We start from the raw sequence: 14,414 nt of genomic DNA on the forward strand, positions 1-14,414 counted from the left end.
TCCCGTCCCTGGGGGTCCGGGCCCCGGGTTTTTCGGGGGGGGGGCGCGGGGGGGGCCCCGGGGGCGCGGGGCGCCCCCCGCGGCCCCGGGTTCGGCCGGTGGCTTCGCAGTCGAAGGGTCGACCACGATCGAAAGTGATATGTCACACCCTATTGATTGCGGTGGGTTGTCCATGACACCGTGCCAGGCGAGACCTCCGTCACACGTTCGCGAGGCTCACCCCCACCCCCCACCTAGGAGTGACGATGCGTCACCGACTTCGGCTACCCCGGGCACTGGCCGTGCTCGCCGCCGCGAGTACCGCCATCACAGGCCTCGCCGCCGCCCCGAGCTTCGCCGCCCCCACGGCGCAGGCCGGCCAGCAGGCGAGCCGGGCCGCCCAGCCCGCGCACCCCGGGGGCATAGCCCCCACCGGTACCGCCTTCGGTCTCAACACCACCGTGGAGACCCAGCCCGGCCGCCTGGCGCCCGCCCAACTCCCGCCGCGCTCACCGCAGTCCGCCGCCCCCCAGGCCCCGACGCCCAAGCTCGCCAAGGCCTCGGCGGCCCGGGCCAGCGTCAGCGGTGCGCACACGGCCGGTACGGCCAACACCTCCTGCACGCCCGCCGACTTCAGCAGCCGGACCGGCGCCGACCTGGTCGGCTACATCGAGGGTTCGTCCGTCGACTGCATCAGCTCGCTGTTCCGGATCACCGGCGGCGACGCCCACGGGGTGTTCCAGCAGAGCCAGATGCTGGCCGTCGCCGACGGCCTGAAGAGCGCCGCCGCCTCGTACACCGGCGACAACTCGACCGGCATCTACCAGCTGGTGTACTTCCTGCAGGCCGGCTACTACGTGCAGTACTACCACCCGGCCGACGTCGGCAGCTACGACGCGACGCTGACCGGCGCCGTGCAGGCCGCCCTCGACACCTTCGTGGCCAGTCCGCACTTCCTGGACGTCAACGACGGCAACGGCCAGATCGCGGGCCAGGCGATGATCCTCAGCGACAGCGCCAACCTCCAGGCCCACTACCTCGGCACCTACCAGCGGGTGCTGAACGCGTACAACAGCACCTGGGACGCGTCCTGGTACATGGTGAACTTCGCGAACAGCGTGTACACCCCGATCTTCCGCGGCCACCAGAACGCCGACTACGTCGCGGCCGTCACCGCCGACCCGAGCCTGATCAACACCCTCGACAGCTTCGCGCTCAACCACCGCGGCCTGCTCGGCGGCAACAACGCCTTCCTGGACTCCAACGCCGGTCTGGAGACGGCCCGGTTCATGGAGCACCCGGCGCTGGTGAACACCGTCCGGCCGCTGATCAAGGGCCTGATGGACGTCTCGTCGATCACCGGCCCCACCGCGCCGCTGTGGGTCGGGGTGGCCGGCATGGCCGCCTTCTACGACAAGGCGAACTGCTCGTACTACGGCGTCTGCGACCTGCCCTCGCAGCTCAAGGCCGCCGCCCTGCCGGTCAGCCACGCCTGCGACGCCACCCACAGCATCCTGGCACAGAGCCTGACCGCCGCCGACCTGGCCGCCGTCTGCGCCAGCCTGCAGAACCAGGACCCGTTCTTCCACAAGCTGGTCAAGGACAGCGGCCCGATCCCCGGCCAGTACGAGAACTCGCTGCAGATGGTGGTGTTCGCCTCCCCGCAGGACTACCAGACGTACGCGGGCGGCATCTACGGCGTCAGCACCAACAACGGCGGCATCACGCTCATCGGCGACCCGACCGCCCCCGCCAACCAGCCGATCTCGCTGACCTACCAGAACGGCAACGACGGCTTCACCGCGGGCATCTGGAACCTCAACCACGAGTACACCCACGCCCTCGACGGCCGCCTCGACATGAAGGGCGACTTCACCCAGCAGATCTCCGTGCCGGACGTCTGGTGGATCGAGGGCGTCGCCGAGTACGTCTCCTACAGCTACCGCAACGTCACCGACACCGGTGCGGTGGCCGAGGCGCCCAAGCACACCTACGCGCTCAGCACGCTGTTCCAGAACACCTACGACAACAGCGACACCACCCGCACCTACCCGTGGGGCTACCTCGCGGTCCGCTTCATGGTCGAGAAGCACCCGGACGTCATCCCGAACATGCTGGGCCACTTCCGCACCGGTGACTACGCCGGCGGTTACGCGGTCTACAACTCGATCGGCACCGCGTACGACGCCGAGTTCAACACCTGGCTGGACGCCTGCGCCGCCGGTGCCTGCGTGGTGGGCGGCGCCCCGACCGCGGCCTTCGACGCCGTCCCGTCCGGCCTGAACGTGCAGTTCACCGACCAGTCGACCGAGTCCGGCGGCAGCATCGCCTCCTGGGCCTGGAACTTCGGTGACGGCGCCACCTCCACCGCCCAGAGCCCCGCACACACCTACACCGCGGCCGGCAGCTACACCGTCAGCCTCACGGTGACCGACGGCAACGGCCGGACCAACACCATCAGCCAGTCCGTCACGGTCGGCAGCCTGGCCGGCTGCACCGCCGCCGACACCCGCGTGCTGGACGAGAACTGCTCCCGCACCGGCCAGTCCGCGACCGCCGGCAACCTGGCGTACTACTACATCTACCTGCCGGCCGGCAGCACGACCCTGAAGGTCTCCAGCTCCGGCGGCACGGGCACCGCGTACCTGCTCTACAACCCCGACACCTGGGCCACGCCGAACGCCTACACCAACGGCTCGACCACCAACGGCACCACCAGCCAGAGCCTGACCGTCACCAACACCACGGCGGGCTACCGCTACATCAGCCTCTACGCCCAGACCGACTTCAGCGGCGTGACCATCACCACCCAGTACTGACACCCCCACGCTCGCGTGACGGCGGCCCGGAGCGCTCGCTCCGGGCCGCCGCCGTCGTGGGCGAGCTGCCGGCGGAGCGGTCCTCCCCGCCGGCCGGCCGCGGCGTTCATCGACCTCACCGGCTGGTGCTCCGGGGCCAAGGGCGACCCCGCGCACCTGGTCTCCGACGTCCCCTGGTCGAAGGTCACGCACGTCAACCACGCCTTCGCCCGCGTCGAGAACAATCGGATCTCCGTCGGGGACTCGAACGACCCGACCTCGGCGAACTCGACCTCGCCACCGCACCCGGCAGCTCCACGCACCAGATGCTCCACATCACCCGCGGAGTGCCGCTCCACCTCCTCGACCTACTGGAGACCAACCTGGCCTGACCAGCACAAACCCGACAGACATCACTCAACCCAGTGACGTGCGGAGGATGGGGCTAGCCGAACAGGCGCCGCTGGATCTCCCGGCGGTAGTCCTCCAGCGTCCGGTCGAGGTGTGCCGCCGTGGCCGTGGCGGCCTCGTCGGGCCGGCCGTCGCGGATGGCCCGGTAGATCGCCTCGTGCTCCTCCACCGCGGCCTGGGTCCCCTCGCTGAGCACGTCGTGGATGCCGATGGCACTGGACTGGCGCTGCAGCCTGCGTGCGTCCCGTACGGCGCTGAGCAGGAACGTGTTGTGAGCGGCGGTGGCCACGGCCGTGTGGAAGTCGTCGTCCGCCTGGTTGAAGACGTCGACCTGGCCGTGGACGAATCCGTGCCGGCACTGCTGCACGGCGACCTCGATGGTGCGCAGTTCGGCGGGTGTGGCCCGGGTGGCCGCGAGACTGCTGGCGGCCGTCTCCTGGACCTTGCGGAACTCGAACAACATCAGGACGTGGTCCAGGTCGACGGGACGGAAGAAACCGCCCCAGCGGCTGGTGATGAGCATGCCCTCGTCGTCCGCGACGAACAGGCCGCGTCCCTTGTGCGCCCGGACGCGGCCGAGTGCGGAGAGGATCTTCACCGCCTCCCGGACCACGGCCCTGCTGGTGTTCAGCGTCTTGGCCAGATCGTGTTCCGTGGGGAGCCGGTCGCCCGCCACCAGGCGTGCCTCGGCGATGTACTCGAGGATCTGCTCCGACACGATCTCGTATCCCGGCCGGTAGTCCCGCCGCTCCTCGCCCGGGCCGTTCGGCGCCGCCCCGGGGGTGGGGGAGGTCTGTACGGGCAGCGCGGCCTGAGGCGTGGGCGTGTCGTTCATCTGTCCTGCCTTCGGGGTGGGGCGCGAGACGAGGCTGCGCGTCGGCGAGCCGGCTCAGCTTACCGCGGGTGGCAATGAGTCCTACTCATTCTGTCGAACTTTATGGCGCGAGTTGACCCACGAAAGTGGGCAACTGCCTAAAAGAGCGTCACCAATGCCGCGCAGAGCTCGGTATGCGGTCCGAAATCAGTCTGAATAAGACCGTGTGAACTCTTGACGGCCTACTCGATAGGGCGGCTAATTGTCTCCCAGGGCGGCAGCGGAACGGCTGCCCTTCGGTATCCGACGCCGGACCGGGACGGTCCCGCGTCGCCCTCCCCCCACCTCCCGATCAGTTCGGGGCCTCTGCAGTGGAGTCGATGATGACCGTCAACAAGCCTCCGGTCGGCCGGGAAGCAGTGTCCGGCAGGAGACGAGCGGTGATGCTCGCCGCCTGCGCGGCGACCCTGGTGATGACCGTGGCCGCCTGCAGCAGCGGCGGCTCATCCGGAAAGACCACCAAGGACGGCTTCGCCCAGGCGGCGCAGTCCGACGGCACACTGACCGTCTGGGTCGACGCGACCAGGGTGGCCGCCGCGAAGCAGTACCAGGCGCTGCACCCGGAGGTGAAGCTGGACATCGTCTCCTACGACGGCGACGCCAACGGCTCGAACTACCTCCAGACCAAGGTCCAGCTCTTCAACCGGACCGGCAAGGGCTGGCCCGACGTCGTGTTCAGCTCCCAGAACAACGAGGCGACCTGGGCGGTCGACGCCGGCTTCGCGGCGCCGCTCGACAAGGGCCTGGTCCCGGCGGACACCCTGAACGGCTTCGCCAAGGGCGCCAACGACGTCTGTACGGTCAACGGCACCGTCTACTGCCTGCGCAACGACCTCTCGCAGACCGTGCTCTGGTACAACGCGCCGCTGATGCAGCAGTTCGGCTACACCGTCCCGAAGAGCTGGGAGGAGTACCAGGAGCTGGGCGAGAAGGTGGCCGCCGAACACCCCGGCTACCTGGTGGGCGATGCCGGGGACTCCTTCGCCCCCGAGATCTACCTCTGGGCGAGCAAGTGCGGGGCCAACCACATCACCGGCCCCAAGGCCGTCTCGGTGAACACCGCCGGCGAGAACTGCACCAGGATGGCCGCGCTCCTGGACGGCCTGATCAAGAACAAGTCGATGTCCATCAGCGGGGTCTTCAGCACCGACTTCGCCAAGAACGAGGCCGCCAAGATCCTGCTCATGCCCGGCCCGGCGTGGTTCGGCGGCGCGGTGTTCCGGGACACCCTCAAGCTGCCGGAGAAGACGATCGGCGTGGCCCCGATGCCCCAGTGGCAGGGCGACACCGAGCCGGCCACCGGCAACGTCGGCGGCGGCACCTGGCTGGTGTCGCAGCACTCCACCCACCTCAAGGCCGCCACCGACTTCCTCACGTGGGTCACCACCGACAACGCCTACCAGGCCCAGAAGTCCCCGGGCTTCCCGGCCTACGCGCCCGCCGCCGAGGAGTGGCTCAAGGCGCAGGCGGCCGCCGGGTACTACGCCGGTGACCTCGGCGCCCTCAAGGACGCCGCCTCCCAGGTGTGGCGCGGCTGGGGCTCGGGCCAGTTCAGCCAGGAGGGGATCTGGGCCGCCACGGTCAAGCCCGGCCTGACCCAGGGGCAGACCGTCACCTCCCTGCTGCCCGCCTGGCAGGACTCGATCGTCAAGCACGCCCAGTCGTTCGGATACAAGGTCTCGCAGTGACCCTCGACTCCTCCTCGGTCGGCTCCCCCCGGCGCCGCAACGGCGCCCGCGGGAGCCGGGCCGGCCTGGCCTTCGTCGCCGGTTACGCGCTGCTGCTGGTCGCCTTCGGCGTCCTCCCGACCGGCTACGCGATCTACTTCGCCTTCACCGACGCCGGGGGCTCGTTCACCGGGCTCGCCAACTTCGTCTCCACGGCGCAGGACTTCCGCTTCGTGGACGCGATCGGCCACGTGGCGCTCTACCTCCTGTTCTGGCTGGTCTCGCTGGTGGTGTTCGTGGTGGGGCTGGCGCTGCTGCTGCACCGCCTCTCCTCGGGGCCGATCAGCCGCACGCTCCGCTTCCTCTACTACATCCCCGGGGCGCTCGCGGGCGCCGCGAGCGTGCTGGTGTGGCTGTTCATGCTCGATCCGACGGTGAGTCCGGTCAGTTCGCTGCTGGGCATGCTGGGCTTCGACACCTTCGGCGCGGTCATCGCGCCCGGCAACCTCCCGGTGCTGTTCACCGCCATCGCCTTCTGGACCGGGGCCGGCGGCTGGATCGTCGTCATGTACGGCGCGCTCAACAACATCCCGCACGACGTCCTGGAGGCCGCGCGGATCGACGGTGCGGGTGCCTGGCAGACCGCCTGGCACGTGCAGATCCCCTTGCTCCGCAAGTGGATCGTCTACATGGTGATCCTGGCCTTCGCGGGCGGCGCGCAGCTCTTCGTCGAGCCGCAGCTGCTCTCGCTCGCCAGCGTGGGCGTGGCCGGCCGCGACTACTCGCTCAACCAGCTGACCTACGACTTCGCCTTCCAGATGAACAACGTCAACGGCGCCGCGGCGGTCTCGATGGAGCTCCTGGTCGTCAGCGTGACGGCCGCCGGTTTCTTCGTCGCACGGTCGGGATTCTTCGATGCCGACTGAGCCCCCTGCCACCGCGGTCGCCGCCGCACCACGCGAGGAACGGGAACCAAGCGTCATGACCCGAGCTCCACACCGGGCGTCCCGGCGCAGGCACCGGCCCGTACGGAACGCGTCGTACCGGCTGCTGACCGGCTCCGTCCTCGCGGTCTTCGCCGCGTTCTTCGTGCTGCCGGTGCTCTGGCTCGTCCTCGCGGCGACCAAGACCGACCAGCAGCTGGTCCACGACAACCCGCTCTCCTTCGGCTCCTGGGACGCCCTCCTGGCCAACTGGGACGCCCTGAAGGGCTTCCAGGACGGCGCGATCCTGCAGTGGCTGGGCAACTCCGCCCTGTACGCGGTGATCTCCCTGGTCATCACCCTCTGCGTGTCGGTGCCGGCGGGGTACGCGCTGGCCATGACCGAGTTCCGCGGTCGGCGCCTGCTGCTGGTCTCGACCCTGGTCGTGATGCTGATGCCGAGCGCCACCCTGGTCGTGCCGCTCTTCCTGGAGGTCAACGCGGCGCACCTGATCGGCACCATGTGGTCGATCGTCCTGCCGTACGCGTTCTACCCGTTCGGCGTGTACCTGACGTACATCTACTTCACCACCGCCGTGCCGAAGGACCTGCTGGCGGCCGCACGGATGGACGGCTGCTCGGAGTTCGGCGTCTTCCGTCACATCGCACTGCCGCTGGCGACCCCGGTCATCGCGCTCGTCGGCTTCTTCAGCTTCGTCGCCAACTGGACCAACTACTTCCTGCCGTACGTGATGCTGCCCCAGGACGACCAGATGCCGATCCAGGTCGGCGTCGGCAACCTGCTCAGCAGCGTGCCGCAGTTCAACCCGACCGCCGGTTCGCTCGCCATCGAGCGCCCGCAGCTGGCCCTCGCGACCCTGGTCGCCATCACCCCGGTCCTGGTCGTCTTCCTCTTCGCCCAGCGCTTCCTGGTCAGCGGGATGCTCGCCGGAGCCACCAAGGAATGACACCCGCGCCGTCACTCCGATCGGAGATCCTCCCATGTCCCTCAGTTCCATCGACCCCTCCCCGGGCGGGGGCGCCACGGGTTCCCCGGCCGAGATCCAGGCCTCGGTGCCGCTGCTCGAACCGCCCGGCTGGGCCCTGGCGCAGCGCGCGCTGTTCGACCTGCTCGACCACGGCTGGCGCCGCTTCGCCCGGGAGTTCACCGGCCCCGACGGCCGGCTGAACTACAACGGCCGGCTGACCACCCGTGACGGCGTGGACGACTTCTACGAGGTCTTCTTCAACTGGCCGCAGCTGTACCTGCTCGGCGGGGCCGACGATCTCCTGGACGCCGGCGGCAAGCACTGGGAGGGGGTCACCGCGCACCTCACCGAACTGGGCATGCTCCAGGGCGAGTACGAGCGCGGCTACGACTGGTTCCACCAGGGCGAGAGCCTGCTGCTGCTCTACTTCCTGTGCATGGCGGACCCCGAGCGCTGGTCCGAGCGCGCCCTGCGCTTCGCCGAGCTGTACGTCGACCCGGCCCGCGGCAACTACGACCCCGGGCACCGCATCATCACCCGCCCGCACAACGGCAGCGACCCGGACCGCCGGGGCGTGAGCGACGGCGAGGTCTACCCGTGGCTGCCGAAGGAGGCGGAGACCTACGGCTACCCGCTTGAATGGCTCCCCGAGGCGCAGGACGGCCCGTACCCGCTCTCGGCGGACCCGCGCCTCGGCGCGCAGATGCGCGAGCGGATCGGCGTCGGCGACACCGCGGTCAACCTCGCGGCGGCCGGCCTGGTCCTCAACGCCTGGGTGCTGACCGGCGAGCAGCGCTACCGCGACTGGATCGTCGAGTACGTCGGCGCCTGGCGCGAGCGCACCGAGGCGAACGGCGGACTCATCCCGGACAACGTCAGCCCGGACGGCGCCGTCGGCGGCCTGCTCGAAGGACGCTGGTACGGCGGCCATTACGGCTGGTCCTGGCCGCACGGCTGGCACAGCGTGGGCCACGCGGCCTGCGTAGGGGCGATCGCCGCGGCGGTGTCCACCGGCGAGGACGACTACCTCGCGATGGTCGGCAACACGCTCGACGAGCTCATCTCCCGGGCCAAGCTGATGCCCTTCGCCGAGGCGGACTCCAGCCTGCAGTCGAAGTGGGCGGTCGAGCTCGCCGGGGCCACCGACAAGCCGACGCTCCACCTCCCGTTCCGGCGCAACGACTCGGGCTGGTTCGACTACAACCCGGTCACCCTGCCGGTGCCGATGGCGCTGTGGCACCACACCGCCGCCGAGGCGGACCGGGCCCGGATAGAGCGGTTGCGTGAGGCGGACGGCCTCGACTGGAGCATCGTGCGGCCGTTCCGGGCCAAGGAGGAGTCCGGGCACGAGAAGGCGTGGTTCGCCTTCCTCGCCGGTGACGATCCGGACTACCCCGAGCGGATCCTCGCCGCCGCCCAGGCGCAGGTCCGCCACCGACTGCGACGGATGGAGCGCTACCGCGACCTGGAGGTGGACGAGGCCGACATCCACGTGTGGCAGCAGTGCAACCCGGTCGCCACCGAGGCCCTCGTCCAGCTGACCTGGGGCGGCCCCCAGGTGCTCTACAACGGTGGCCTCCAGCAGGCCCGGCTGCGCTACCACGACGCCCGGGCCCGCCGCGCGGGGCTGCCGCAGGACGTGGCCGCCCTGGTCAGCTCCATCGATCCCGAGGCGACCACGGTCGAGCTGGTGAACCTCTCGCCAGAAAAAGATCGGACGATTATCATTCAGGCGGGCGCATTCGCCGAGCACACCATCGCCTCGGTCCGGTACACGACCTGTACGGACGAGGGCTGGATCGGCGACATGTACGACTACGGCCACACCGGGCCGGTGGTCGGCGAGTCGGAGACGGCCTGCGAAGGCGCCTACCTGACGGTGCGGTTGCCCGCGTCCACCCGGATCAGGATGACGCTCCGGCTGGAGCTCCGCACCCGTACCCCCAGCTATCGTTCGCCCTTCGGTGCCTCGGCCGACGCGAACGCCGAAACATCGGAGGAATCCTCATGAAGCGCTTCGCTCAGAGCATCAGGCTCCGGCCCGAGCACCGGGAGGAGTACCTGAAACTCCACTCCGCCGTCTGGCCCGGGGTCGAGGCGGCGCTGCACCGGGCGAAGATCCGCAATTACAGCATCTACCTCCACGACGACGTGCTGTTCGCGTACTTCGAGTACCACGGCGAGGACTTCGAGGCCGACATCGCGGAGCTGGAGGCCGACCCGGTGACCCAGGAGTGGTGGAAGCTCACCGACCCCTGCCAGGAGCCCTTCCCCGACCGGGGCGACTCCCGCCAGTGGACCGAACTCACCGAGGTCTGGCACCTCGGCGAGCCCGCCGGCCACTCCGCCGAGTGACCCGCTCCACGCCGGACCGAGCAGACCGGAGCCGCCGGTGACCGCCACCCCGCCCCCCGCGCTGATCGACGCCCACCACCACCTGTGGGACCTCGCCCACCGCCCGCAGGACTGGCTCGACGAGCCCGGCCTGGAGCCGATCCGCCGCACCTTCACCCCGGACGACCTGCGCGCCACCGCCACCAGCACGGTGGCGGGCCGCCGGCTCCACCGCACGGTGGCCGTGCAGTGCATCCCGGACGTCCCCGAGACCGAGGACCTGCTCGCCCTCGCCGCCCGGGAGCCGCTGATCGCGGCCGTGGTCGGCTGGGCGGACCTCACCTCCCCGGCCGTGGGCGACGAACTCGACCGGCTGCTGGCCGGCCCGGGCGGCGGCCACCTCCGCTCCCTGCGTCACCTGGTCCAGGGCGAGACGGACCCGGACTGGCTGCAACGCCCCGACGTGGAGCGCGGGTTGGCGGCGGTCAGGGACCGCGGTCTCGGCTACGACGTGCTCGTCCGCAGCCACCAGCTCGACCAGGCCGGCCGACTGGCCGAACGCCTCCCGGACCTGCCGCTGGTGCTCGACCACGCGGGCAAGCCGGACCTCGTCCGCGGCGAACTGGGGGAGTGGGAGCAGCGGTTGCGGCGGCTCGCCGCGCACCCCCAGGTGGTCTGCAAGGTGTCCGGACTGATCACCGAGGCCGACCACCAGGCCTGGACCATCGCCGACCTCCGCCCGGTCTGGGACGTCCTGCTGAGCGCCTTCGGCCCCGACCGGCTGATGTTCGGCTCGGACTGGCCGGTGGCGAACCTCGCCGGCGGCTGGAACCGCTGGGCCGAGACCGTGGACGAGCTGCTCGACGGATGTACCGCCGACGAGGCCGCGGCGGTCCTCGCGGGCACCGCGACCGCCTTCTACCGCCTCGCCCCCCACTCGTAACCCGTACCGAAGAGACCTTGGGATCCCCATGACACTCGCTGTTCGATACAAGGCCGCCCGCACGCTGGACACAGCCCCGGCGGAGTTCTCCGAGCCCGGCCCGGGGGAGGTCCTGCTGGCTCCGGCCTATGTGGGGATCTGCGGCACCGATCTCCACATCTTCCACGGCGACATGGACGCCCGCGTCGCCGCGCCCGCCGTCCTGGGCCATGAGATGTCCGGCCTCGTGCTCAAGGTCGGCGCCGGCGTCGAGGGCTGGCAGGCCGGGGACGCGGTGACGGTGATGCCGCTGCGCTGGGACGACACCTGCCCGGCCTGCCGGAAGGGCAACCAGCACATCTGTCAGCACCTGGACTTCATCGGCATCGACTCGCCGGGTGCGATGCAGCAGCGCTGGACGGTCCCCGCCGCCACGCTGATCCGGCTGCCGGACTCCCTCGCCCTGGACCGGGCCGCGCTGGTGGAGCCCACCGCGGTGGCCGTGCACGACGTCGGCCGGGCCGGGGTGCAAGCTGGTGAGCGGGTCGTCGTGGTGGGCGGTGGTCCGGTCGGGATCCTGATCGCGCTGGTGGCGCGGGCGGCCGGGGCGGAGGTGCGGGTGGTGGAGCTGAGCGCCCACCGGCGAAGGCTCGCCGAGGAGTTGGGGCTCGCGGCCTGGGACCCGGCCGCCGAGGACGTGCCCGAGGCCGTGCGGCAGTGGACCGGTGGCGCGGGCGCGGACGTCGCCTTCGAGGTGTCCGGCGCGGCGGCCGGGGTCGACACCGCGGTCGAGGTGCTGGGGGTGCGCGGCAGGCTGTGCCTGGTGGCGATCCACCCCCGCCCGCGCGAGGTGAACCTGCACCGCTTCTTCTGGCGCGAACTCACCCTGGTGGGCGCCCGGTTGTACGACCGTTCCGACTTCGAGCGGGCGGTGGCGCTGGTCGCCGACGGCACGATCCCGGCCGAGCGGCTGATCAGCAAGGTCGTGCCGCTCACCGAGGCCCCCGCAGCCTTCGAGGCCCTGGAGGGCGGCGGCGACGTGATGAAGATCCTGGTGGACTGCACCGACGACACCCGGGGAGTGAGCGAATGAGCGCCTTCGACCTGACCGGCCGGCTCGCCGTCGTCACCGGCGCCCGGCGCGGCATCGGCCGGGCCATGGCCCGCGCCCTCGCCGAGGCCGGCGCGGACGTCATCGGCGTCAGCGCCAACCTGGAGGAGAGCGGCAGCGAGGTCGAGAAGGACGTGCTGGCCGCGGGCCGCGGCTTCGAGGCGCTGCGTACCGACTTCGCCGACCCGGACGCGGTGCGGGCCCTGGGCGCGGACCTCGCGGGCCGCGAGCGGCCGGTGGACATCCTGGTCAACAACGCCGGCACCATCCGCCGCGCACCGGCCGCCGAACACCCGGACACCGACTGGGACCTGGTGCTCCAGGTCAACCTGAGCGCGCAGTTCGCACTGACCCGCGCGGTGGGCGCGGCGATGGTGTCCCGCGGCCGGGGGAAGGTCATCTTCACCGCGTCCCTGCTCAGCTTCCAGGGCGGCATCACGGTTCCCGGCTACACCGCCGCCAAGCACGGCGTCGCCGGTCTGACCAAGGCGCTCGCCAACGAGTGGGCCGGCTCCGGCGTCAACGTCAACGCCATCGCACCCGGCTACATCGCCACCGACAACACCCAGGCGCTGCAGGACGACCCGGTGCGCAGCAAGTCCATCCTGGAGCGGATCCCGGCCGGTCGCTGGGGACAGGCCGACGACCTGGCCGGCGCCACCGTGTTCCTGGCCTCGGACGCCGCCGCCTACGTCCACGGCACCGTCCTGCCCGTCGACGGCGGATGGCTGGGCCGATGAGAACCGGTCTGACCGCCGTGCTGGACGGCGCCCGCGTCATGCCGGTGCTGACCGTGCGCGACCCGGCGACGGCCGGCCCGCTGGCCGAAGCGCTCGCCGAGGGCGGCGCCCGGTGCGCCGAGGTCACCTTCCGCACCCCGGACGCCGAGCGGGTGGTCAAGACGATGGCGGCGCACGGCGGCCTGGCCGTCGGCGCCGGCACGGTGCTCACCGCCGAGCAGGCGGAACGCGCGGTGGCGGCCGGTGCCCGGTTCGTCGTCTCTCCCGGCTACGACGAGGAAGTCGTCGCCGCCTGCCGGGAGTTGGACGTGCCGGTGGTGCCGGGCATCGCCACCGCCACCGAGCTGATGCGCGCCCTGCGGGCCGGCCTCAGCACCGTCAAGCTCTTCCCCGCCGAGGCGGTCGGCGGCCTGCGGGCGCTGCGCGCGCTCGCGGCGCCCTTCCCGGGCGTGCGCTTCATGCCGACCGGTGGGATCGGCCCCGGCCAGCTGTCCGGGTATCTCGCCGAGCCCTCGGTCCTCGCCGTCGGCGGCAGTTGGCTGGCGACGCCCGCGCACCTGGACGCCGGGGACTATCCGGAGATCCGCCGACTGACGGCCGAGGCCGTGCGGGTGGGTGCGCCGTGACCGAGGTGGTGGCGCTCGGCGAGGTCATGCTGCGGTTCGACCCGGGGGAGGGGCGGATCAGCACCGCCCGGACCTTCCGGGTCTGGGAGGGCGGCGGCGAGTACAACGTCGTCCGCGGGCTGCGCCGCTGCTTCGGCCTGCGCACGGCCGTGGTCACCGCGCTCGCCGACAACGCGGTGGGCCGGCTCGTCGAGGACCTGGTCCTCCAGGGCGGGGTCGACACCTCGCTGATCCGCTGGTTGCCCGACGACGGCATCGGCCGCAGCGCGCGCAACGGTCTGAACTTCGTCGAGCGGGGCTTCGGCATCCGCGGCGCACTCGGCGTCAGCGACCGCGCCCACACCGCCGCGTCCCAGCTGCGGGTCGGGGACGTCGACTGGGACGCGGTGTTCGGCGGCGGGGCGCGCTGGTTCCACACCGGCGGCATCTTCGCCGGACTGTCCGACACCACCGTCGACGTCGCCGAGGAGGCGATGGCGGCCGCCCGCCGCCACGGTCTCACCGTCTCGTACGACCCCAACTACCGCCCGAGCCTGTGGGCCGGCCGCGGCGGGCCGGAGCGGGCCCGCGAGACGGACCTGCGGCTCGCCCGGCACGCCGACGTCATCGTGGGCGCCCTGGGAATGGCGGGCGGCCACCCCGGCGCCGAGCGCTTCGGCGCCGACGAGGTGCCGGACGCGCTGGCCTCGGTGGCCGCTCTGCTCCCCGGGGCGCGGGTGCTGGCGACGACCCTGCGCGAGGTGCCCTCAGCCGGGGTGAACGACTGGAGCTCGGCGGCGTGGTCGGCGAAGACCGGTTACCTCGTCGGCCCCGAGATGCCCGGACTGCATGTCCTGGACCGGATCGGCTCCGGGGACGGCTTCGCGGCCGGCCTGATCCACGGCCTGCTCGACGGTGCCCCGCTGGAGCGCGCCCTCGCCTACGGCACGGCCCTGGGCGCCCTCACCATGACGACGCCCGGTGACGTCGCCATGGCCTCGCGCGCCGAGGTCGAGGCCCTGGTCGCGGGCGGCTCCGCCGCCGTCCGACGCTGACCCGCTG

At 71.4% G+C, this 14,414-nt stretch carries 12 protein-coding genes; 11 read left to right on the forward strand and 1 reads right to left on the reverse strand.

Translation table 11 applies throughout. The features are described from left to right. Nucleotides 1-245 precede the first annotated feature (245 nt). The gene (locus ACFVXG_RS26075) at nucleotides 246-2,798 is read left to right on the forward strand and encodes a collagenase (protein WP_387930842.1); all 2,553 of its coding nucleotides are present in this window, start codon (nucleotides 246-248) and stop codon (nucleotides 2,796-2,798) included. A gap of 424 nt (nucleotides 2,799-3,222) precedes the next feature. Here ACFVXG_RS26075 and ACFVXG_RS26080 read toward each other — a convergent pair whose 3' ends face one another. Further along, nucleotides 3,223-4,023 (reverse strand): FadR/GntR family transcriptional regulator, encoded by an 801-nt coding sequence (locus ACFVXG_RS26080; protein ID WP_387930843.1) that lies wholly within the window; start codon nucleotides 4,021-4,023, stop codon nucleotides 3,223-3,225. Between the two features lie 362 nt (nucleotides 4,024-4,385). Between ACFVXG_RS26080 and ACFVXG_RS26085 the strand changes: the two genes are divergently transcribed. The 10 genes from ACFVXG_RS26085 to ACFVXG_RS26130 are packed head-to-tail and all read left to right on the forward strand — an operon-like array spanning nucleotide 4,386 to nucleotide 14,407. Then, nucleotides 4,386-5,750, forward strand: a complete 1,365-nt coding sequence (locus ACFVXG_RS26085) for an ABC transporter substrate-binding protein (protein ID WP_387930844.1) — start codon at nucleotides 4,386-4,388, stop codon at nucleotides 5,748-5,750. Continuing rightward, on the forward strand, nucleotides 5,747-6,655 hold the full coding sequence (locus ACFVXG_RS26090; RefSeq protein WP_387930845.1) for a carbohydrate ABC transporter permease: 909 nt from the start codon (nucleotides 5,747-5,749) through the stop codon (nucleotides 6,653-6,655). Before ACFVXG_RS26085 ends, ACFVXG_RS26090 begins: the two co-directional genes overlap by 4 nt. A gap of 55 nt (nucleotides 6,656-6,710) precedes the next feature. After that, on the forward strand, nucleotides 6,711-7,619 hold the full coding sequence (locus ACFVXG_RS26095) for a carbohydrate ABC transporter permease (protein WP_380407149.1): 909 nt from the start codon (nucleotides 6,711-6,713) through the stop codon (nucleotides 7,617-7,619). Between the two features lie 34 nt (nucleotides 7,620-7,653). Beyond that, on the forward strand, nucleotides 7,654-9,651 hold the full coding sequence (locus ACFVXG_RS26100) for a hypothetical protein (RefSeq protein WP_387930846.1): 1,998 nt from the start codon (nucleotides 7,654-7,656) through the stop codon (nucleotides 9,649-9,651). Further along, nucleotides 9,648-9,995, forward strand: coding sequence for an L-rhamnose mutarotase (locus ACFVXG_RS26105; protein WP_387930847.1), 348 nt, complete (start codon nucleotides 9,648-9,650; stop codon nucleotides 9,993-9,995). Before ACFVXG_RS26100 ends, ACFVXG_RS26105 begins: the two co-directional genes overlap by 4 nt. 37 nt (nucleotides 9,996-10,032) lie before the next feature. Continuing rightward, nucleotides 10,033-10,917 (forward strand): amidohydrolase family protein, encoded by an 885-nt coding sequence (locus tag ACFVXG_RS26110; protein ID WP_387930848.1) that lies wholly within the window; start codon nucleotides 10,033-10,035, stop codon nucleotides 10,915-10,917. Between the two features lie 28 nt (nucleotides 10,918-10,945). Beyond that, the gene (locus tag ACFVXG_RS26115; protein ID WP_387930849.1) at nucleotides 10,946-11,989 is read left to right on the forward strand and encodes a zinc-binding dehydrogenase; all 1,044 of its coding nucleotides are present in this window, start codon (nucleotides 10,946-10,948) and stop codon (nucleotides 11,987-11,989) included. Then, nucleotides 11,986-12,747: an SDR family oxidoreductase gene (locus ACFVXG_RS26120; RefSeq protein WP_387930850.1), complete on the forward strand. Its 762-nt coding sequence runs from the start codon at nucleotides 11,986-11,988 to the stop codon at nucleotides 12,745-12,747. The genes ACFVXG_RS26115 and ACFVXG_RS26120 overlap by 4 nt, the downstream gene beginning before the upstream one ends. Next, complete coding sequence (locus ACFVXG_RS26125) at nucleotides 12,744-13,373, forward strand: bifunctional 4-hydroxy-2-oxoglutarate aldolase/2-dehydro-3-deoxy-phosphogluconate aldolase (protein ID WP_387930851.1); 630 nt, start codon at nucleotides 12,744-12,746, stop codon at nucleotides 13,371-13,373. The genes ACFVXG_RS26120 and ACFVXG_RS26125 overlap by 4 nt, the downstream gene beginning before the upstream one ends. Beyond that, nucleotides 13,370-14,407 carry a PfkB family carbohydrate kinase gene (locus ACFVXG_RS26130; RefSeq protein WP_387930852.1) on the forward strand — a complete coding sequence of 346 codons (1,038 nt, stop codon included), beginning with the start codon at nucleotides 13,370-13,372 and terminating at the stop codon, nucleotides 14,405-14,407. Before ACFVXG_RS26125 ends, ACFVXG_RS26130 begins: the two co-directional genes overlap by 4 nt. Nucleotides 14,408-14,414: the final 7 nt, after the last annotated feature.

Source organism: Kitasatospora sp. NPDC058162, from assembly GCF_042884005.1.
Classification (GTDB): domain Bacteria; phylum Actinomycetota; class Actinomycetes; order Streptomycetales; family Streptomycetaceae; genus Kitasatospora.

Excerpts from the sequence above, each read along its gene's own strand:
- ACFVXG_RS26075 (WP_387930842.1), top strand. The coding sequence starts at position 246 with ATGCGTCACCGACTTCGGCTACCCCGGGCACTGGCCGTGCTCGCCGCC.
- ACFVXG_RS26080 (WP_387930843.1), bottom strand. The coding sequence starts at position 4,023 with ATGAACGACACGCCCACGCCTCAGGCCGCGCTGCCCGTACAGACCTCC.
- ACFVXG_RS26085 (WP_387930844.1), top strand. The coding sequence starts at position 4,386 with ATGACCGTCAACAAGCCTCCGGTCGGCCGGGAAGCAGTGTCCGGCAGG.
- ACFVXG_RS26095 (WP_380407149.1), top strand. The coding sequence starts at position 6,711 with ATGACCCGAGCTCCACACCGGGCGTCCCGGCGCAGGCACCGGCCCGTA.
- ACFVXG_RS26100 (WP_387930846.1), top strand. The coding sequence starts at position 7,654 with ATGTCCCTCAGTTCCATCGACCCCTCCCCGGGCGGGGGCGCCACGGGT.
- ACFVXG_RS26105 (WP_387930847.1), top strand. The coding sequence starts at position 9,648 with ATGAAGCGCTTCGCTCAGAGCATCAGGCTCCGGCCCGAGCACCGGGAG.
- ACFVXG_RS26115 (WP_387930849.1), top strand. The coding sequence starts at position 10,946 with ATGACACTCGCTGTTCGATACAAGGCCGCCCGCACGCTGGACACAGCC.
- ACFVXG_RS26120 (WP_387930850.1), top strand. The coding sequence starts at position 11,986 with ATGAGCGCCTTCGACCTGACCGGCCGGCTCGCCGTCGTCACCGGCGCC.
- ACFVXG_RS26125 (WP_387930851.1), top strand. The coding sequence starts at position 12,744 with ATGAGAACCGGTCTGACCGCCGTGCTGGACGGCGCCCGCGTCATGCCG.